Source organism: Kluyvera huaxiensis (assembly GCF_040149365.1).
Taxonomy (GTDB): domain Bacteria; phylum Pseudomonadota; class Gammaproteobacteria; order Enterobacterales; family Enterobacteriaceae; genus Kluyvera; species Kluyvera intermedia_A.
Map to the genome: position 1 here is coordinate 94254 of NZ_JBEFLV010000010.1, position 19021 is coordinate 113274.

Consider the following 19021-nt stretch of genomic DNA (forward strand, 5'->3'; position numbering starts at 1 on the left):
CAAATGGGAAACGAAAGTCCGCTCCGCGGCCATGACTGCGTTTTGCCTTTATTTGCGCGCTTTCAGCGCCTGGCATTCAACGTCAGTTTAAAAAACCCACTCTTTGTCGGGTTGAAATAAAGACAGAGCCCCAAATCATTCTTATGTTTAAATTTAGACGTATTCGGCGCGTTTATTGTGTTAAAAGACACGCCCGGTTACAACCTTAACGGAAATTACTGTTCCCCGGAGGCCCCTCTCATGAGTCTAGTAGATAAAAAACACCTTGTATCTCAGTCGGATGCATTGAGCGGAAGAAATACGCCGATGCCGGTCGCCACGCTCAATGTTGTGACCGAACACTCAATGACCCACGTTCCTGAAGGCATGGAGGTCGCTATTTTTGCTATGGGATGCTTCTGGGGCGTTGAACGTCTCTACTGGCAATTACCCGGAGTTTACAGCACCGCGGCAGGCTATACCGGCGGCTTTACGCCAAATCCTACCTACCGGGAAGTCTGTTCCGGCGAGACCGGGCATGCCGAAGCGGTACGCGTCGTGTTTGATCCGGCGGTGGTCAGCTACGCCGATTTATTGAAGGTGTTCTGGGAGAATCACGACCCAGCGCAGGGCATGCGTCAGGGCAACGACCACGGTACCCAGTACCGCTCGGCAATTTATCCCACTACGCCGGAACAAGAGCAGGAAGCCAACGCCAGCCTGCAGCAATTCCAGCAGGCCATGCGAACTGCCGGCGATGAGCGCGTGATTACGACCGAAATCGCTGCGGCTAAACCGTTCTATTATGCGGAAGATGAGCACCAGCAATACCTGCACAAAAATCCGTACGGCTATTGCGGCATCGGCGGGATTGGCGTGTGCCTGCCGCCGCAGCTTCAGGGTTAACCATCCAATGCCACGCGCGCCGCATGCCGCGTGGCGTTCGCCACCGTCCCGTAGTCCATAACTTTCCCCTGTAATAAAAGGTTATAGACCGGCGACTGAGGCCGGTTTAGCCGCGTTTGCAACAGATGCACAGCCTCAATACCGAGATCGCGGCAAGGGACGCGAATACCGGTCACCGGCGCGGTCAGGCCATTTTCCAGATTCCACGAAAAATCGGTGGTGATAAGTGAAATATCCTCTGGCACGCGTAGCTTGTGACGCTGCAACGCCTTCATCACGCCATCGGTCATGCTCGTGCTGTTGGGGAAAATAACATCAGGCCACTGGGCACGATCGTGCGTCGTCAGCCACGTATCCAGTGCCCGCTCCGCCTCTCCCGCCGTGAACCACTCAGTGACCAGCAGGTCATGCTGAGGGTTGAAAGGAACGTGGTGATAACGATAAGCCTCTTTAATACCGTCCAGCCGAGCATAGAGAGTCTCTCTACGCAGGCAGGTCATCGTCAGCACACGTCGATGCCCTTGCTCAAAGAGATAGCGCATCGCGGTAAAGCCAATCGCCCGGTGGTCAGGCGAGACGCAATCCAGCGCCATTTCTCGGTCAATAGAGTTAATCAGCACGCAGGGCTTATTCAGCGTACTCGCCAGCTTGAGAATCGTTGGGTCATCCGTGCCAATGATGATCACCGCATTAATGCTCTTCTGGTTGGCTTTTTCGAGGAATAATTTCACGTCCGCATGCTGTTCTTCCAGAGCGCAGTGGCTGATCCAGACATCATGCGGCGCGCTGGCTTCGGCAATCCCTTTGGTGACCTCCAGATAAAAACTGTCGCCCCGCCCCTGGAACGTGCGTTCCGGCGCAAACACGGCAATGCCGTTAATCAGCAGTCGTCCGTTAGCCAAGCCATCCAGTACCCCTAACTGGCGGGCACATTTCACAATAGCCTCTCGCGCCTTGTCGCTGGTATAGGATTTACCGCTCAGCACCCGGGAGACGGTGCTGATGGAATAGCCGGTTTGGGCGGCAATTTCATCCATTCTTAGCTTACCTGGCATTGTGTGACCTCGCTCGCAATCATATTTTGCAAATTTTTGCAGATGCAGTTCGCTGATTTTAAAACCCATTTTCAGTTTCTCGCCCAGATTCCTTTTCTGCCTGCGAGCATTCTCACAAATTCCGTTTGTTCCCCCTGAGCGCCATGCCTATTTTCAGGTATCAGTCATTCCTATCACGTAAGGTGCAACATGGATAAGGTGCGTTTTGGCATTATCGGCGTGGGTAATATCGGGACCGTTCACGCCCGTTACCTGCTGGCAGGTACGGTGAAAGAGGCCTGCCTGACGGCAGTGTGCGACAACAATCCCGACAAACACCCGGCCATTCGCCAGCTGGTGGGGGACGAGGTGGCGATGTTCAGCGACGCTGAAGCAATGCTAAAAAGCGGGCTGATTGATGCGGTGATTGTCGCCACGCCGCACTACGACCACCCGGGCCTGTCGATGCTGGCAATGCGCAACGGCATCCATACGCTGTGCGAAAAACCGGCGGGCGTTTACACCGCGCAGGTGCGCGAGATGAACGAGTTTGCCCGCGGTTGCAATGTGGTCTTCGGCATGATGTTCAACCAGCGTCCTAACCCGCTGTATCAGAAAGTGAAAGATCTTATCGACAGCGGCGAGCTGGGCGAGCTACGTCGTTCCAACTGGATTATCACCAACTGGTATCGCTCGCAGAGCTACTACAACTCCGGCGGCTGGCGCGCCACCTGGAAAGGCGAAGGCGGCGGCGTTCTGCTGAATCAGGATCCGCATCAGCTCGACCTATGGCAATGGCTGGTCGGCATGCCAGTACGCATGCGCGCGTTCTGTCAGTTCGGCAAACACCGCCAGATTGAGGTGGAAAACGAGGTCACGGCCTATGCCGAATATGCTAACGGCGCCACCGGTGTGTTTATCACTACCACCGCTGAAGCCCCCGGTACCAATCGCCTGGAGATCGCCGGCGATCGCGGCAAAGTAGTCGTCGAAGACGGCAAGCTGCGTTTCTGGCGGCTGCGTGAATCGGAAACCGAATTTAACGCCCGCTGGGAAAACGGCTTTGGCGAACCCGAGTGCTGGGAAGTGACGATTCCCGTTGCCCCTGAGTGCAGCGAGCACCACGTGATCACCGCCAATTTTGCCGCCGCCGTCCTGCACGGCACGCCACTGCTGGCTCCCGGCACCGATGGCATTCACGGTCTGACGCTCTCCAACGCCATGCATTTATCCACCTGGACCGACGACTGGGTCGACCTGCCGTTCGACGAGGCACTGTTTAAAAAGTTGCTTGATGAACGCATCGCTAGCTCCATCGACAAGCAGGTTGAAAGCAAAACGCTGGATGCCTCCGGCACCTGGTAATCCGCAGCAGGAGAGAATCATGTTACGTATTGCGATTGTGGGAACAGGGAACATTTCTCATAACCATATTCAGGGATATCAAGAATTTGCCGACCGCTGCCAGATTGTGGCGCTGGTCGATATCTATCCGGAGAAAGCGCAGGAAAAGAAAGAACGCTATGGCCTGAATCACGCCACCGTTTTTAGTAGCCATCAGGCGATGCTCGAATCCGGGATTGAAGTCGATATCGTCGATGTCTGCACGCCGCCGTATGTACACGCTGAAATCAGCATTGACGCGCTGAACGCCGGCAAGCACGTGCTGTGCGAAAAACCGATGGCCGCTTCGCTGGAAGAGTGTGATGCGATGATCGCCGCCCAACGGGCCAGCGGCAAAATCCTGTCGATCATCGCCCAGAACCGTTTTACCGATGCCTTCTGGCGGCTCAAACAGGTTGTTGATTCCGGTGAGCTGGGCAAAGTGTGCCACGCCCAGGTTGACTCATTCTGGTGGCGCGGCCACTGCTACTACGATCTGTGGTGGCGCGGAACCTGGGAAAAAGAGGGCGGCGGCTGCACCCTCAACCATGCGGTACACCACATTGACGCCATCCAGTGGATGCTCGGCTTCCCAACGGAAGTGGTCGCCATGATGACCAACGTTGCCCACGATAACGCCGAGGTTGAAGATCTCTCTGCCGCTATTTTCCGTTACAGCAGCGGCGCGCTGACCCAGCTCACCGCGTCGGTGGTGCATCACGGTGAAGATCAGAAAATAGTCATTCAGGGCGATAAAGCGCGTATTTCAGCACCGTGGGACGTCTGGGCCAGCGTTTCCGCTGACAATGGTTTCCCGCAGGAACAGCACGACAGCGAGCGCGAAGCGCGGCTGGACGCCCTATTCCGCAATACGCCAAAGCTCAAATACACCCTCCACACCGGGCAAATTAACGATCTGCTGAACGCCGTTGAACAACAGGAAGAACCGCTGATCGACGGCGTGCAGGGCAAACGCTCACTGGAGCTGATTACCGCCATTTACCAATCATCAATTACCGGACGGGTGGTCTCCCTGCCCGTTAATCCGCAAGAGCCCTGGTATAAAACCGGCGGCCTGGTTTCCCTCGCCCCACATTTCTACGAGAAGGGCGCGTCGGTAGAAAACTTCAGTGAAGTGGGCGCAATCCCGCTGGGTAAAGATTTGGACAAAGGAGCATAAAAATGAGCATCAAAGACGGTATGAACTACGCCCCGGTGGGCAAACCCCAGCCGGTTGTCGCTGCGGGTGAGTTTGTTATTGCCGCCGCCGCGCTGGATCACGGCCACATCTACGGGATGTGTAACGGCCTGATTGAAGCGGGAGCTACGCTGAAATGGGTTTATGACCCCGACCCCGCCAAAGTGGATAAATTTGTTCAGCAGTACCCGCAGGTGCAGATAGCCCCGACACTCGACGTTATTCTCAACGATAGCGCTGTGCAACTGGTGGCAGGCGCCGCAATTCCATCCGAGCGCTGCGCGTTAGGGCTGAAAGTGATGGACGCCGGCAAAGACTACTTTACCGATAAAGCCCCATTAACCACGCTGGCACAGCTAGAGGCCGCCAAACGCAAAGTGGCGCAAACCGGGCGCAAATACGCGGTCTACTACAGCGAACGTCTACACGTAGAAAGCGCGGTCTTCGCCGGGCAACTGGTGCAGCAAGGGGCAATTGGCCGCGTCATGCAGACGCTGGGCGTCGGCCCTCACCGCGAAGGTACAGGCCGCCCGGACTGGTTCTACGAGAAAGAATTTTTTGGCGGCATCCTGTGCGATATCGGCAGCCACCAGATTGAGCAGTTCCTGTTCTATACCGGCAACAGCGACGCCCGCGTCGTGGCAAGCCAGGTACGCAACGTGAATCACCCGCAGTATCCACAGTTCGAAGATTTTGGCGATGCGATGCTGGCCGGAGACAACGGCGCTACCGGCTACTTCCGCTGCGATTGGTTCACCCCGGATGGCCTTTCGAGCTGGGGCGACGGTCGCCTGACCTTGTTAGGCACCGATGGCTATATCGAAATCCGTAAATACGTCGATATTACCCGCGGTGAGCAGGACGTGGTCTATCTGGTCAACAAAGAAGGCGAATTCCGCTACTCGGTTGCCGGTCAGGTCGGTTTCCCGTACTTCGGTCAGCTGATTCTCGACTGTCTGAACCGGACGGAAAATGCCATGACTCAGGAACATACCTTTAAAGCGGCCGAGCTATGCGTGAAAGCGCAAATGCTGGCTAACGCCGTGGCGTAACGGGAGGCAGAGATGAAAGCACGTCAAGCGGCCATTATCGGCTGTGGCGCCATCCACACCTGCCACGTAGAAGCGCTGAGCCACGTCCCTGACGTGGCGCTACGCGCGATTGTTGATATCGACAGCGACAAAGGAAGCCGTCTGGCGGCGGGCTATGGTTGCTCGTTTTACCAGGACTACCGTGAGATGCTGCTGGACAACGCCATTGACGTGGTGCACATCTGCACGCCGCATTATCTGCATAGACCGATGATCCTTGCCGCTCTTGCGGCAGGGAAACAGGTGTTCTGCGAGAAACCGATGGTGATGAACTCGCTGGAGGTGGCGGAGATTCAGGCCGCCGCCGCTATCGCTCAACGTCACATCGGTATTTGCTATCAAAACCGTCTTAACCCTACCAGCCTGGCCATCGCCCGCTGCATTGCGGAAAACACGCTTGGCCCGATGCGTGCGATTAAAGCCGTACTAACCTGGTCGCGATCGGGTAACTACTACGCCGCCAGCCCCTGGCGCGGTAGTTTCGCCACCGAAGGCGGCAGCCTGCTGATAAACCAGGCCATTCATACGCTGGATCTGATGCAGTGGTTTGGCAAGGGCGTCAGCCGCCTGAAAGGGGTGGTCGACAGCACCCTGTTGGCCGATGAGATTGACACCGAAGATAGCGCGATGGCGACCATGTGCTTTAACAACGGCGCCCGCGGGCTGTTCTGCGCCAGCAACTGTCATGCCAGCGATTCCCCGCTGCTGCTGGAGCTGGAGTTTGAACAGGGCATGCTGCGTCTTGCAGACAACGAACTATGGCAAATCTGCGGCGATGAACGCATGAAACTTGCCAGCGACGCCTCACCGGACGGCGTGGGCAAAAGCTATTGGGGGATTGGCCACCAGCAGGCAATCTTACAGTTCTATCGCTCACTCAATCATCCTGCCGAGGGGCACTATTGTGGCATTAACGAAGCCGCAAAATCATTGCAGATGGTTAATGCTATTTACCAATCGTCACTATTGAGGAAATGGGTGAATATAACAGAGTGATGGTCATCCAGTTTTTCCTGCTGTCAATAATATAAAGTGCAGAGGCAACTCTGCACTGATAAACCCTACCAGTACAGGAATAATAATATCATGGTAAAACCAACCGAACGCCGCGTTGGCTATGGCACTGCTATCGGCTACGGCGTAACAGACCTTTTTGGCGGCGGCGCCTTTGCCGTTATAGGAACATGGCTTTTATTTTTTTATACGACCTATTGCGGTTTAACCGTATTAGAGGCAGGTTCAATATTTGCCATTGCGCGTATTATCGATGCGATTTTAAGCCCGGTAATGGGATACATCACGGATAATTTTGCCCATACCTGGCTTGGCCGTAAGTTTGGCCGACGCCGTTTCTTTTTATTAATAAGCTCCCCATTGATGTTCCTGTACGCGCTGGTCTGGGTCACTGATATGAGCTATTGGTACTATCTTGGGACCTACCTCTCTATTGAACTGCTGTCCGCCATGGTGCTTGTCCCCTGGGAGACGCTAGCCGCAGAGATGACCAACCGCTTCAGTGAGCGTACGCGCCTGTCCGGCGTACGTATGATGTGCTCATCACTTGGCGGCTTTCTGGCGGTCTCCGTTCCCGGCATTATTATGCAGTATACCGGTCAGGATAATTCCTTCACTTACACCTTAACCGGGATTGTTTTTGCAGTTATTTACTGCGTTGCGGTATTTACCACCTGGGCCTGCACCTGGGAAGCCAAAGACGTGCGTGAGGAGTATGAATTCCAACCCGATAATCAGCGAAGCAGTGGTCTTTTAAATCATTTAAAATATCTGGTCATCGATCTTATTTCGTCATTCAGAATAAGGATATTTCGCCAGCATATTCTGATTTATATTTGTTCATTCACCGCCATGGATGTCTTTGGCTCAGTATTTACCTATTACGTGGTCTACGCCTTACATCATGATGCCGGGATGGTTTCCGGGCTATTAAGTATTGCCGCGTTTGTTTCTATTCCCGGCACCTTTGGTTTTATGATGTTAATGAATAAGTTTAACCTGACGCCATCCGCAGCGCTGAGACTCTCTTACACCAGCATTATGCTGGTACTGGCATTTCTGTTTATCACCTATATTGGCCATTTGCAGGTACCAACGCTGCTGTTCTCCGCCGTGTTTGTGCTGCTGGGATTGGCAAAAGCTGGCCTCTACTACATCCCCTGGAACATCTATAGTTTTATCCCCGACGTGGATGAAATCGTCACCCGCCAGCGCCGCGAGGGTATTTTCGCCGGCGTGATGGTGTTAACGCGTAAAAGCACCGTGGCGCTGGCGATTATGCTGATTGGTGTCGTACTGGAAGAGAGCGGATTTGTGAAAGGCGGCGGCACTCAGCCCGCAAGCGCTCTGCACGCGATTATCGGTCTGATGGTGTTTGCCACTGCCGGGCTGTTGGCCATCAGCTTCTTCATCACCTACCGCTTCAAGCTAACGCAGAAAACACACAGTATCCTGATTAAGGAAGTAGCCCGTCGTAAGCTCGGTGGCAGCGCCCAGGACTGTGACCAGGAGACCCGCGACGTTATTCTCGCCCTGACCGGCTACCCCTACGACAAAGTCTGGGATGCGACGCCGAACGGCAGTGCGAAAACCAAGCCATTGCCGACAAACGGTTAACCCTCTGGCAGCTTTACAGTCCCTTACGCTATACTAGCTTCTGAAAATGCCGGCCCATCTCCTTCGGGCCGGCTTTCAATATGTATTTCACGCGGATTTATCCACTTCCCCTTTCGAGGATCTGGCCTGACGGGCCGGATAAGATATGTTAAACAGTATATTCATCATAATTTGCCTGATCGCTGTCAGTGCGTTCTTCTCGATATCTGAGATTTCACTTGCCGCATCACGCAAAATTAAACTGAAACTCCTTGCCGATGAAGGCAACATCAACGCTCAGCGTGTTCTAAAAATGCAGGAAAGCCCCGGTATGTTCTTTACCGTGGTGCAAATTGGTCTTAACGCGGTCGCTATTCTCGGCGGTATCGTCGGTGATGCAGCATTCTCCCCCGCTTTCCACTCTCTGTTCTCCCAATATATGTCTCCGGAACTCTCCGAGCAGCTGAGCTTCATCCTCTCCTTCTCGCTGGTCACCGGTCTGTTTATCCTGTTTGCCGATTTAACTCCGAAACGCATCGGTATGGTGGCGCCTGAAGTTGTGGCTCTGCGTATCATCAACCCGATGCGCTTCTGTCTGTTCGTCTTCCGTCCGCTGGTCTGGTTCTTCAACGGCATGGCCAACATCATCTTCCGTATCTTCAAGCTGCCGATGGAGCGTAAAGACGATCTGACTTCTGATGATATTTATGCCGTCTTTGAAGCCGGTGCGCTGTCTGGCGTGCTGCGTAAGCAAGAACATGAACTGATTGAAAACGTGTTCGAACTGGAATCCCGTACCGTGCCGTCCTCTATGACGCCGCGTGAAAATGTTATCTGGTTCGATCTACACGAAGATGAGCAGAGCCTAAAAAATAAGGTCGCCGAGCACCCGCATTCCAAATTCCTGGTGTGTAATGAAGATATCGACCACATCATTGGCTACGTCGATTCGAAAGACCTGCTGAACCGCGTGCTGGCGAATCAGAGCATGGCGCTGAACAGCGGCGTGCAGATCCGTAATACGCTGATTGTTCCGGACACCCTGACCCTGTCTGAAGCGCTGGAAAGCTTCAAAGCGGCCGGTGAAGACTTCGCGGTGATCATGAACGAATATGCGCTGGTGGTGGGGATTATCACCCTCAACGACGTAATGACGACCCTGATGGGCGACCTGGTCGGCCAAGGGCTGGAAGAGCAGATTGTTGCGCGTGACGAGAACTCATGGCTGATTGACGGCGGTACGCCGATTGATGACGTGATGCGCGTGCTGGATATCGATGATTTCCCGCAGTCGGACAACTACGAAACCATTGGCGGCTTTATGATGTTTATGCTGCGTAAGATCCCGAAACGCACCGATTCAGTGAAGTTCTCTGGCTATAAGTTTGAGGTGGTGGATATCGATAACTACCGCATCGATCAGCTGCTGGTGACGCGCATCGACAATAAGCCAACGGTTCTGGTACCCAAACAGGCTGACATGATGGTGGAAAGCGAGCAAAGCAACGCTTAAACCAAGTTTTGTGCCTCGCTACAAACATCAACGGCTCCCTTTGGGAGCCGTTTTAAATTCTGCCGCATCGCGCGTCGTTTACGCCATTTCGGTCTGCAAACGTAACACCTGGCGGTTCACTTCAGACATCACAGATAGGTGCTGCTTGTCTCTAATTTTAGGGATGAGAATTTTCCCTTTATCAAATTCAAAAGCGCCAACGTCCTTGATATACAACCGTCCACGAAACAGGGTCTTCACATACTTGGCTACCTGAAACGGATTGTAGCGTTGGAAAATTTTCATTTTAATCTCCTGCGAGTACTACGCCCTAGTTGATCCACATTTGGCTTCAACGCTCCGGGGCGCAAAGTTAAATACTCGTTAACTATAGTCCATAAAAACTAAGGGCCTCCATCATAGGGGGCCTTATTTACCAATTTATTACAATATTTCAGAACTTTCTTTTCAACCATACGATGAAGACAGTATAAGGCTTCATTTTTACGAGATTGTGTGCGGTCCTCCACAAACTGGCACCGTCTTTGCGGGAAAAGTCCATAAATCGCACTTATGATTAAAACTATCGGCCAAGTGGTCGGATCACCTGCTAATAAAAAGGAAAAACCATGACTCTACGTACGCTTCTGGCGGTTTCATGCCTGTTAATGCCGTTAATGGCAACCGCGCATAACTTCACAAATGGACAACGCGTCGCCCCCGTCGGTGTCGCAGATCGAGGCGAATTGATTCTCGATAATGATAAGTTTAGCTACAAAAACTGGAATAGCGCGCAGCTGCCTGGAAAAGTGCGGGTGGTGCAACATATTGCCGGACGCTCATCCGCCAAAGAGAAAAATGCCGCACTGATCGAAGCGATTAAGTCCGCGGGCCTGCCGCACGACCGCTATCAGACCACCACCATCGTCAACACCGATGATGCGATACCGGGCACATCAATGTTTGTTCGTAGCAGCATTGAGAGCAATAAGAAGCTCTTCCCATGGTCGCAGTTTGTGGTCGACAGCGATGGCCTGGTGCGTAAAGCCTGGCAGCTTGATGAAAGCAGCTCGGCCATTGTGGTGCTGGATAAAGAGGGGCGCATCCAGTGGTCAAAAGACGGTGAACTGACGGCCGGAGAAGTGCAGCAAGTCATCGCCCTGCTGCATAAGCTGCTGAGTTAATTATTCGATAAGCACAGGAACGTTGTGGTCAGATAGCCGCAGGGAAATACCCTGCGGCTATCGACAAGCACACTAGAAAATCGTCACCCGGAAGCCCGGATTGAGGAACGACTCGCGCGGGGTGTAATCCAGCGTTTTCCCCTGCCAGTCGTTGACGTGCGCCCCAGCGGCGGCAGCCACCGCGTGACCGGCGGCGGTATCCCAGATGTTGGTCGGCCCAAAGCGCGGGTACAGCTGAGCCTCGCCTTCCGCCACCAGACAGAACTTCAGCGATGACCCAATAGACGCCGTCTGGTGCTCACCTATTTGTTGCAGATACTCTTTGAGCTCATCATCATTGGCGTAGTGTGAGCGGCTCACCACCACCTTCGGCGGGTTAGCGTCACGCACCTGAATCGGTTTGCGCACGCCGCACTCTTCCTTCCACGCTTTGCCGTTGGCCGCGCTGTACATCACCTTCAGTACCGGTGCATACACCACGCCCAGCACCGCTTTGCCGTTTTCAATCAGCGCGATATTGACGGTGAATTCGCCGTTACGTTTGATGAATTCCTTGGTGCCATCCAGCGGGTCCACCAGCCAGTAGCGCTGCCAGTGCTGGCGAACATCCCAGCCCGGAGGGTCTTCTTCTGACAGAATCGGGATTTCTGGCGTCATCGCCTTCAGACCGTTAACAATCACATGGTGGGCCGCAATATCGGCCGCCGTGACCGGGGAATCATCTTTCTTGCTGGCAACGTCTAACGGCTGTTTACCATCGTACACCTGCATGATGGCATCGCCCGCGTCGCGCGCAAGCTGACTGACTTGTTCTAACATTATCCACCTCGTTAAGATTACAGTGGCGTTAACCTATTGTTTTATTTATATCGCATCATCGTTAATTCCGCTACGCCCATCATTGTTCCGGATAACTGTGAACCGCTGCCGATTTCGCGTCATGTTTTTCTGGCATGATTCACACCTTCGTAAGCAACAGAAAATTAATACATTTAAATCTGTGTGTTAGATCTAAAAAAGGATGCTTCTGATGATCAAGTTTAGCGCAACGCTTCTGGCTACGCTGGTTGCCGCCAGCGTAAATGCGGCAACGGTGGATCTCCGCGTAATGGAAACCACCGATCTACATAGCAATATGATGGATTTTGATTACTACAAAGATACCGCCACCGAGAAGTTTGGCCTGGTGCGTACGGCAAGTCTGATTAACGCCGCACGTAACGAGGTGAAAAACAGCGTGCTGGTCGATAACGGCGACGTGATTCAGGGCAGCCCGCTCGGCGACTATATGGCGGCAAAAGGTCTGAAACAGGGCGATATTCACCCGGTCTACAAGGCGATGAACCTGCTCGACTACGCGGTAGGCAACCTTGGCAACCATGAATTCAACTACGGACTGGACTATCTGCATAAAGCGCTGGCCGGGGCGAAATTCCCGTACGTTAACGCCAATATCATTGACGTTAAGACCCAAAAACCGCTGTTTACCCCGTACCTGATTAAAGAGACCGAAGTGGTCGACAAAGACGGCAGCAAGCATCAGCTCAAAATCGGTTATATCGGTTTTGTGCCGCCGCAGATTATGACGTGGGATAAAGCGAATCTGACCGGCAAAGTGACGGTCAACGACATCACCGAAACGGCACGTAAATATGTGCCAGAGATGCGCGCCAACGGCGCTGACGTGGTGGTGGTGATTGCCCACTCGGGCCTCTCCGCCGACCCGTATCAGGCAATGGCCGAAAACTCGGTTTATTACTTAAGCCAGGTCCCTGGCGTTGACGCCATTATGTTTGGCCACGCCCACGCGGTCTTCCCGGGTAAAGATTTTGCCAATATTAAAGGCGCGGATATCGCCAAAGGGACGTTGAATGGCATTCCTGCAGTGATGCCGGGTATGTGGGGCGATCACTTAGGGGTGGTTGATCTGGTGCTCAACAACGATAGCGGTAAATGGCAGGTCACCTCCGCCCAAGCGCAGGCGCGGCCGATTTACGATGCGGCAGCGAAAAAATCGCTGGCGGCGGAAGACAGCAAACTGGTTGATGCGCTGAAGGCCGATCACGACGCCACTCGCGAGTTCGTCAGCAAGCCTATCGGTAAATCCTCTGACAACATGTACAGCTTCCTGTCGCTGGTGCAGGACGACCCGACGGTGCAGGTAGTTAACATGGCGCAGAAAGCCTACGTTGAGCACTATATTCAAGGCGATCCAGACCTGGCGAAACTGCCGGTGCTTTCCGCCGCTGCGCCGTTTAAAGCCGGTGGCCGTAAGAATGACCCGGCAAGCTTTGTCGAAGTCGAAAAAGGTCAACTTACCTTCCGTAATGCCGCCGATCTCTATCTTTACCCGAACACGCTGGTAGTGGTTAAAGCCAGCGGCAAAGAGGTGAAAGAGTGGCTGGAGTGCTCCGCCGGGCAGTTTAACCAGATTGATGTCCACAGCAGCAAGCCGCAGTCGCTAATCAACTGGGACGGTTTCCGCACCTATAACTTCGATGTTATCGATGGCGTGAACTATCAGGTGGATATTACCCAACCGGCGCGCTACGACGGCGAATGTCAAAGCGTTAACCCGAAATCAGAGCGCATTAAAAATCTGACCTTCAACGGCAAGCCTATCGACCCGAACGCCACATTCCTCGTCGCTACCAACAACTACCGCGCCTACGGCGGTAAGTTTGCTGGCACTGGGGATAACCATATCGCCTTTGCCTCACCGGACGAGAACCGTTCCGTGCTGGCGGCATGGATAAGCGCCGAGTCGAAGAAAGCCGGTGAAATTCACCCGGCCGCTGATAACAACTGGCGTCTGGCCCCTATCCACAGCGACACCAAGCTGGATATCCGCTTTGAAACTTCACCGTCAGAGAAGGCGGCAGCGTTTATCAAAGAGAAAGCGCAGTATCCGATGAAGCAGGTGGCGACCGATGATATTGGCTTTGCTATCTATCAGGTGGATTTGAGCAAGTAATCGTCATACCGGAGAGCGCATCGCTGCTCCGGATTATCACTGGCCGGGTCCTGTGACCCGGCCAATTTTTTACGCCGACGCGGGAATTTCACCCTCTTCTACCGCCGGGTGATTGGCCATAACCTCGGGCAAATTGACCTCAATCCAGTCGGCCAGCGCCGCGACCTTCTCACTCACCGCCTCGCCCATCGGCGTCAGGCTATACTCAACGTGCGGTGGCACCACCGGATAGGAGATACGGTTAATAAAACCGTCCTGCTCCAGCGCCTGCAGCGACTGGGCGAGCATTTTTTCGCTGACTCCGCCCATCTTTCGGCGCAGGTCGCTAAAGCGATGGGTCCCTTCGCGCAGCGCCACCAGAATCAGTACTCCCCAACGGCTGGTCACGTGTTTGAGCACGTCCCGCGAGGGGCAGCTTTCGGCAAACAGATTGCCGTTGCGCAGCTTTTGCGTCAGCGTCGGTTTCAGTTCTTTCATACTTACCTTTTTGTACGTACTTACTAAAAGTTAGTTATGGTGTTAGCTTACCACAACACCATACAAATACGAAGGAGAGCACCCATGATCGCGATTACCGGAGCCACCGGCCAGCTTGGCCAGCACGTTATTGCTAACCTGCTTAACACCACGCCAGCCAGCCAACTGGTTGCTGTTGTGCGTAACCCGGCTAAAGCCGAAGCGCTGAGCCAGCAAGGCGTAGGCGTTCGCCAGGCCGACTACGGCGATGAAGCCGCGTTGACCAAAGCGCTGCAAGGCGTGGATAAACTGCTGATTATCTCCTCCAGCGAAGTCGGTCAGCGTGCGCCGCAGCACCGCAACATTATTCAGGCCGCCGCCGCCGCGGGTGTGAAATTTATTGCCTACACCAGCCTGCTGCACGCCGATACATCACCGCTGGGCCTGGCGGATGAACATATTGCTACCGAAAAAATGCTCGCCGACTCAGGTATCCCTTACGCGCTGCTGCGCAACGGCTGGTATACCGAAAACTATCTGGCGAGCGCACCACCGGCGCTTGAGCACGGCGTCTTTATCGGTGCAGCCGGTGAAGGCAAAATTGCCTCCGCAACCCGCGCCGACTACGCGGCCGCAGCGGCACGCGTCATCAGCGAAGAAGGACATGCCGGGAAAGTCTACGAACTGGCGGGCGATAACGGCTGGACGCTGAGCGAGCTGGCGGCCGAACTGGCTAAGCAGAGCGGGAAAAAAGTGGTCTATCAGAACCTGAGCCAGGCCGATTTCGCCGCCGCCCTGAAGAGTGTGGGTCTGCCTGCCGGGCTGGCGGATATGCTGGCCGATTCTGACGTTGGCGCCTCCAAAGGTGGGCTGTTCGATGACAGCCATACTCTGAGTAAACTGATTGGCCGCCCAACCACTGCGCTTGCCGACAGCGTCAAAGGCATTCTGTAAGCGTTAAAAATCGGTTAAATGTGGTAGCGCCCCCGCGGGCCATCTCTGATAATAAAAAGATGGCCCAAGGGGAAATATCACGTGCAAGGCGTACCAGAACAGTTTAACGACGAGAAAGACAGCGCGCGCTTTCGCCACCTGGCGCAGGTGCCAGGCGTTGAGCTGTATCATGCGCATATCTCGCGCTACGCCTTCGAACCGCACACCCACGAAGCGTTTGGCATCGGCGTGATTGAAGCCGGGGCCGAGCGTTTTCGCTATCGCGGCAGTCAGTATGTCGCCCCCGTCCACTCCGTTGTCACCATGAACCCCGACGAGCTGCACACCGGCGAGGCCGAAACCGCCGATGGCTGGCGCTACCGGATGATTTATCTGGAACCGCAGCTACTTGAGGAAGTCACCGGCATCCGCCACTGGTGGTTTGCCGATGTTACCCGCCACGACCCGCTGCGCTCGCAGATGATTGGCCGTCAGATCCATGCGCTCTGGCACACCGACGATCCGCTAGCGCAAAAAGGGCTGCTGCTGGATATGATCGACACCTTTCAGCCGCTGGCCTGCCACGCACCGGCGTTGCCGGAAGCGGCCCACCGCTTTGCCCGCGTGCGCGAATATCTGTACGACAACTATATGCACTCCATCACTCTTGATGAGCTAGCCAATGTCGCGGCACTGAGTCCATGGCATTTCCAGCGGCAGTTCAAGGCGCATTTCCACGTCACCCCGCATCAAATGCTGATGGCGGTACGTCTGTGGCGCGCAAAGGAATTTCTCACCTACGGCATGCCCGCCGCCGAAGTCGCTGCCGCCACCGGGCTAACCGATCAGTCCCACCTGACCCGCGCCTTTACCCAGCGCTATGGCATTACCCCTGTACGCTACCAAAAACAGGTTGTCCGTCGCTAATCAGCAATCTCATACAATACTCAACGCATTTCCCTTCCTACACTTTGCCCATGATAAATCGATTGGGATCGGATGATGATTAGCGGTGTGCTGTACGCCCTGTTAGCGGGTTTAATGTGGGGGCTGATTTTTGTCGGGCCGCTTATCGTGCCGGATTACCCGGCGGTATTACAGTCGATGGGACGCTATCTGGCGCTGGGGCTGATTGCCCTGCCGCTCGCCTGGCTGGGGCGCGCGCGTCTGCGCCAGTTGAGCCGCCAGGATTGGTGGACCGCGCTGGCACTGACGCTGGTGGGTAACGTGGTCTATTACATCTGCCTTGCCAGCGCTATTCAGCGTACCGGCGCGCCGGTCTCGACGATGATTATTGCCACACTGCCGGTGGTGATCCCAATTTTTGCCAACCTGATTTACAGCCAACGTGACGGAAAGCTTGCCTGGATGCGCCTGATGCCAGCGCTGGTGCTGATTGGCATCGGTCTGATGTGCGTGAACATTGCCGAGCTGCGTCAGGGATTGCCGGATTTCAGCGGCTGGCGCTATGGTTCAGGTATCGCGCTGGCCTCTGTTTCGGTGGTGTGCTGGGCATGGTATGCGCTACGCAACGCCCGCTGGCTACGGGAAAACCCGCAGAAGCCACCGTTGATGTGGGCGACCGCCCAGGCGCTGGTAACGCTGCCGGTATCGCTGGTGGGCTACGTCGCAGCCTGTCTTTGGCTGCACCTGCAGACTCCAGATTTTGCACTGCCCTTCGGCCCGCGCCCTACGGTGTTCATCGGCCTGATGATTACCATTGCCGTACTGTGCTCGTGGGTGGGTGCGCTGTGCTGGAACGTAGCGAGTCAAAGGCTACCGACGGTGATCCTCGGGCCATTGATTGTCTTTGAAACGTTGGCGGGGCTGCTGTACACCTTCCTGCTACGCCAGGAAATGCCGCCGATGCTGACGCTCAGTGGCATTACGTTGCTGGTGATAGGGGTGGTGATCGCGGTGCGGTCGAAACCGCAGAAACCGGCGGTGGTGCCGGTTTCTGAGGCCTGATACTTAGAAGGTTTCCCAGTTCGCTTCGTTGTGTGCAGCCACTTTGGCCGACGGAGCGCGCATTTTTTTCACCGGGGCTTTCTGCGCCTGCTGCTGACGGGTGATTCGGAATACCGCCACCGTTTCGTTCAGACGAGCCGCCTGCTCTTCCAGCGCGGCAGCGGCCGTTGCCGACTCCTCCACCAGCGAGGCGTTCTGCTGCGTCACGCGGTCCATCTCGGCTACCGCCTGACCGACCTGGTCGATACCACGGCTCTGTTCATCAGAAGCCGAGGCGATTTCGCCCATAATGTCGCTCACGCGGGTCACGGCGTTGACGATTTCAGCCATCGTCTCACCGGCCTCATGTACCAGTGCGGAACCCGCGCTAACGCGGTTGCCCGAATCGTCAATCAGTCCCTTAATCTCTTTCGCCGCCTGCGCGCTACGCTGCGCCAGCGTACGTACTTCCCCGGCGACCACGGCAAATCCACGCCCTTGCTCACCGGCACGAGCGGCTTCTACCGCGGCGTTCAGCGCCAGAATGTTGGTCTGGAAAGCGATGCCGTCAATCACATTGGTGATCTGCGCAATTTTGCTGGAGCTGGCGGCAATTTCATCCATGGTACGCACCACGCCATCGACTACGTTACCGCCTTTCTGCGCGGTCTCAGACGCGTTCTGCGCCAACTGAGTCGCCTGGCGGGCGTTATCGGCGTTCTGCTTCACGGTCGCGGTTAACTGTTCCATGCTGGCCGCCGTCTCTTCCAGCGATGCCGCCTGTTGCTCGGTACGCGATGAAAGATCGTTGCTACCGGCAGAGATTTCGCCCGCGCCGGTGTAAATGGTATCTGCGCCTTCACGCACCACGCCAACGGTTTTGGCCAGCGACTGCTGCATATCATTGACGTTACGCGCCAGCAGCGCCATTTCGTTGCTGCCCTCGGTGTTGATGTTGTTGGTCAGGTCGCCTTCCGCAATATGGCGAATATGCTCCATCACCCCATGTAAAGGCTTAAGCAGCACGCGCTGCATCGCGACCCAACTCACTACGATCACCGCCACGACCAGCAGCATAATCGCCGCCAGCGTCCACAGAATGCGGATATAGTCGCTCTCGTTTTGTTGAATACCGGCGTTAGTCAGTGACGCCTGCGCGGCGCGCCAATCCTGATAAACGGCCTGCATCGCCTGCTGTTTCTGTTCGGCATTTTGTTTGAACATCTCATCCAGCTTGCCTTCCGCCAGCAGTTCATTCATTCGCGCCAGCGTCGCCGAGTAGATGCCGTACTGCTTTTCAAGGCTGTCCGACAAACTCCCATCCATCCCCGGGGTTTCCGGCAACGCATCGTATTTGTCATAGTGACGCTTCGCGTCGGCCAGCAGATTATTGGCGGTATCCACCAGCGATTTCAGTTCGCCGCCGTTGGTGCTGCTCGCCATCGTGCCTTGCAGACGCAACATGCCGCGGTTCAGGGTAACTCGAGCCTGGTTTAAGCTTATCCACGCGTCGGTAAACTCCGCCACGTTCTGACTGGAAAGCTGGGAAACGGTAAAGTTTTGCTTGTCGTTATTGAGCGCGCGTACGAATACGCCCGCGGAGATAAGCTGCATCGCGCCCAGCGCGAACAGCACGATAATCAGTACGGTAATGACTTTTATTCGTTTGAACATCATTTGCCTTTCTAGTGCAGGTGGTCTTGAAGTCTCACTATCGGCAGCGCGGCGGGGTTATTTAATCGATTCAGGTCCTACCAGAGCCATTCTTAATAAGATTCAGCACCTTAAAAGAAAATAATTTTTTGTGACAGCTATCACGTAAACCCTCTCCCTC

The 19021-nt window shown here is 54.9% G+C and carries 17 protein-coding genes; 12 read left to right on the forward strand and 5 right to left on the reverse strand.

Annotated elements, in window-relative coordinates; all coding sequences use genetic code 11:
* Positions 1 to 240: 240 nt before the first annotated feature.
* A complete protein-coding gene (gene msrA / locus ABOC97_RS12360; protein WP_349597911.1) occupies positions 241 to 885 on the forward strand; it encodes a peptide-methionine (S)-S-oxide reductase MsrA in 645 nt (214 codons plus the stop codon).
* Here the strand turns inward: msrA and ABOC97_RS12365 are convergent.
* Positions 882 to 1940: a LacI family DNA-binding transcriptional regulator gene (locus tag ABOC97_RS12365; RefSeq protein ID WP_349597914.1), complete on the reverse strand. Its 1059-nt coding sequence runs from the start codon at positions 1938 to 1940 to the stop codon at positions 882 to 884. The two genes, msrA and ABOC97_RS12365, sit on opposite strands and share 4 nt — an antisense overlap.
* 189 nt (positions 1941 to 2129) lie before the next feature.
* On the opposite strand from ABOC97_RS12365, the gene ABOC97_RS12370 reads away from it, so the two are divergent.
* The 6 genes from ABOC97_RS12370 to paeA all read left to right on the forward strand — a co-directional run bounded on the left by ABOC97_RS12370 (position 2130) and on the right by paeA (position 9714).
* Positions 2130 to 3284: a Gfo/Idh/MocA family protein gene (locus ABOC97_RS12370; RefSeq protein ID WP_349597917.1), complete on the forward strand. Its 1155-nt coding sequence runs from the start codon at positions 2130 to 2132 to the stop codon at positions 3282 to 3284.
* A 19-nt stretch (positions 3285 to 3303) separates the two neighbouring features.
* Positions 3304 to 4482: a Gfo/Idh/MocA family protein gene (locus ABOC97_RS12375; protein ID WP_349597920.1), complete on the forward strand. Its 1179-nt coding sequence runs from the start codon at positions 3304 to 3306 to the stop codon at positions 4480 to 4482.
* Between the two features lie 2 nt (positions 4483 to 4484).
* Positions 4485 to 5552, forward strand: a complete 1068-nt coding sequence (locus ABOC97_RS12380; protein WP_349597923.1) for a Gfo/Idh/MocA family protein — start codon at positions 4485 to 4487, stop codon at positions 5550 to 5552.
* Positions 5553 to 5564: 12 nt separating this feature from the next.
* Complete coding sequence (locus ABOC97_RS12385; RefSeq protein WP_349597925.1) at positions 5565 to 6587, forward strand: Gfo/Idh/MocA family protein; 1023 nt, start codon at positions 5565 to 5567, stop codon at positions 6585 to 6587.
* Between the two features lie 90 nt (positions 6588 to 6677).
* A complete protein-coding gene (locus ABOC97_RS12390) occupies positions 6678 to 8222 on the forward strand; it encodes an MFS transporter (protein ID WP_349597928.1) in 1545 nt (514 codons plus the stop codon).
* A 145-nt stretch (positions 8223 to 8367) separates the two neighbouring features.
* The gene (gene paeA / locus ABOC97_RS12395) at positions 8368 to 9714 is read left to right on the forward strand and encodes a polyamine export protein PaeA (RefSeq protein ID WP_349597929.1); all 1347 of its coding nucleotides are present in this window, start codon (positions 8368 to 8370) and stop codon (positions 9712 to 9714) included.
* 78 nt (positions 9715 to 9792) lie between these two features.
* On the opposite strand, the gene ABOC97_RS12400 is transcribed toward paeA, so the two are convergent.
* The gene (locus ABOC97_RS12400) at positions 9793 to 9999 is read right to left on the reverse strand and encodes a DUF1107 domain-containing protein (RefSeq protein ID WP_052282454.1); all 207 of its coding nucleotides are present in this window, start codon (positions 9997 to 9999) and stop codon (positions 9793 to 9795) included.
* 323 nt (positions 10000 to 10322) lie between these two features.
* Here ABOC97_RS12400 and ABOC97_RS12405 point away from each other — a divergent pair, with 323 nt between their 5' ends.
* Complete coding sequence (locus ABOC97_RS12405; protein ID WP_349597932.1) at positions 10323 to 10877, forward strand: YtfJ family protein; 555 nt, start codon at positions 10323 to 10325, stop codon at positions 10875 to 10877.
* 72 nt (positions 10878 to 10949) lie between these two features.
* On the opposite strand, the gene cysQ is transcribed toward ABOC97_RS12405, so the two are convergent.
* Positions 10950 to 11696, reverse strand: coding sequence for a 3'(2'),5'-bisphosphate nucleotidase CysQ (cysQ, locus tag ABOC97_RS12410; RefSeq protein ID WP_349597935.1), 747 nt, complete (start codon positions 11694 to 11696; stop codon positions 10950 to 10952).
* A 211-nt stretch (positions 11697 to 11907) separates the two neighbouring features.
* On the opposite strand from cysQ, the gene cpdB reads away from it, so the two are divergent.
* The gene (gene cpdB, locus ABOC97_RS12415) at positions 11908 to 13851 is read left to right on the forward strand and encodes a 2',3'-cyclic-nucleotide 2'-phosphodiesterase (protein WP_349597938.1); all 1944 of its coding nucleotides are present in this window, start codon (positions 11908 to 11910) and stop codon (positions 13849 to 13851) included.
* A 69-nt stretch (positions 13852 to 13920) separates the two neighbouring features.
* Here cpdB and ABOC97_RS12420 read toward each other — a convergent pair whose 3' ends face one another.
* Positions 13921 to 14328 (reverse strand): winged helix-turn-helix transcriptional regulator, encoded by a 408-nt coding sequence (locus tag ABOC97_RS12420; protein ID WP_234503244.1) that lies wholly within the window; start codon positions 14326 to 14328, stop codon positions 13921 to 13923.
* A gap of 84 nt (positions 14329 to 14412) precedes the next feature.
* Here ABOC97_RS12420 and ABOC97_RS12425 point away from each other — a divergent pair, with 84 nt between their 5' ends.
* The 3 genes from ABOC97_RS12425 to ABOC97_RS12435 all read left to right on the forward strand — a co-directional run bounded on the left by ABOC97_RS12425 (position 14413) and on the right by ABOC97_RS12435 (position 17208).
* Positions 14413 to 15261, forward strand: a complete 849-nt coding sequence (locus tag ABOC97_RS12425; protein WP_349597942.1) for an SDR family oxidoreductase — start codon at positions 14413 to 14415, stop codon at positions 15259 to 15261.
* Between the two features lie 81 nt (positions 15262 to 15342).
* Entirely contained in the window at positions 15343 to 16167 is an 825-nt protein-coding gene (locus tag ABOC97_RS12430) for an AraC family transcriptional regulator (RefSeq protein WP_349597945.1), read from the forward strand.
* A gap of 72 nt (positions 16168 to 16239) precedes the next feature.
* Entirely contained in the window at positions 16240 to 17208 is a 969-nt protein-coding gene (locus ABOC97_RS12435) for a DMT family transporter (protein WP_349597948.1), read from the forward strand.
* A gap of 3 nt (positions 17209 to 17211) precedes the next feature.
* Here the strand turns inward: ABOC97_RS12435 and ABOC97_RS12440 are convergent, their stop codons facing one another.
* Positions 17212 to 18861 carry a methyl-accepting chemotaxis protein gene (locus tag ABOC97_RS12440; RefSeq protein ID WP_349598112.1) on the reverse strand — a complete coding sequence of 550 codons (1650 nt, stop codon included), beginning with the start codon at positions 18859 to 18861 and terminating at the stop codon, positions 17212 to 17214.
* Between the last annotated feature and the right edge of the window lie 160 nt (positions 18862 to 19021).

Bases quoted from the DNA above. Each gene is read 5' to 3' on its own strand.
- msrA (WP_349597911.1), top strand. From the start codon at position 241: ATGAGTCTAGTAGATAAAAAACACCTTGTATCTCAGTCGGATGCATTG.
- ABOC97_RS12365 (WP_349597914.1), bottom strand. From the start codon at position 1,940: ATGCCAGGTAAGCTAAGAATGGATGAAATTGCCGCCCAAACCGGCTAT.
- ABOC97_RS12370 (WP_349597917.1), top strand. From the start codon at position 2,130: ATGGATAAGGTGCGTTTTGGCATTATCGGCGTGGGTAATATCGGGACC.
- ABOC97_RS12375 (WP_349597920.1), top strand. From the start codon at position 3,304: ATGTTACGTATTGCGATTGTGGGAACAGGGAACATTTCTCATAACCAT.
- ABOC97_RS12380 (WP_349597923.1), top strand. From the start codon at position 4,485: ATGAGCATCAAAGACGGTATGAACTACGCCCCGGTGGGCAAACCCCAG.
- ABOC97_RS12385 (WP_349597925.1), top strand. From the start codon at position 5,565: ATGAAAGCACGTCAAGCGGCCATTATCGGCTGTGGCGCCATCCACACC.
- ABOC97_RS12390 (WP_349597928.1), top strand. From the start codon at position 6,678: ATGGTAAAACCAACCGAACGCCGCGTTGGCTATGGCACTGCTATCGGC.
- paeA (WP_349597929.1), top strand. From the start codon at position 8,368: ATGTTAAACAGTATATTCATCATAATTTGCCTGATCGCTGTCAGTGCG.
- ABOC97_RS12400 (WP_052282454.1), bottom strand. From the start codon at position 9,999: ATGAAAATTTTCCAACGCTACAATCCGTTTCAGGTAGCCAAGTATGTG.
- ABOC97_RS12405 (WP_349597932.1), top strand. From the start codon at position 10,323: ATGACTCTACGTACGCTTCTGGCGGTTTCATGCCTGTTAATGCCGTTA.
- cysQ (WP_349597935.1), bottom strand. From the start codon at position 11,696: ATGTTAGAACAAGTCAGTCAGCTTGCGCGCGACGCGGGCGATGCCATC.
- cpdB (WP_349597938.1), top strand. From the start codon at position 11,908: ATGATCAAGTTTAGCGCAACGCTTCTGGCTACGCTGGTTGCCGCCAGC.
- ABOC97_RS12420 (WP_234503244.1), bottom strand. From the start codon at position 14,328: ATGAAAGAACTGAAACCGACGCTGACGCAAAAGCTGCGCAACGGCAAT.
- ABOC97_RS12425 (WP_349597942.1), top strand. From the start codon at position 14,413: ATGATCGCGATTACCGGAGCCACCGGCCAGCTTGGCCAGCACGTTATT.
- ABOC97_RS12435 (WP_349597948.1), top strand. From the start codon at position 16,240: ATGATGATTAGCGGTGTGCTGTACGCCCTGTTAGCGGGTTTAATGTGG.
- ABOC97_RS12440 (WP_349598112.1), bottom strand. From the start codon at position 18,861: ATGTTCAAACGAATAAAAGTCATTACCGTACTGATTATCGTGCTGTTC.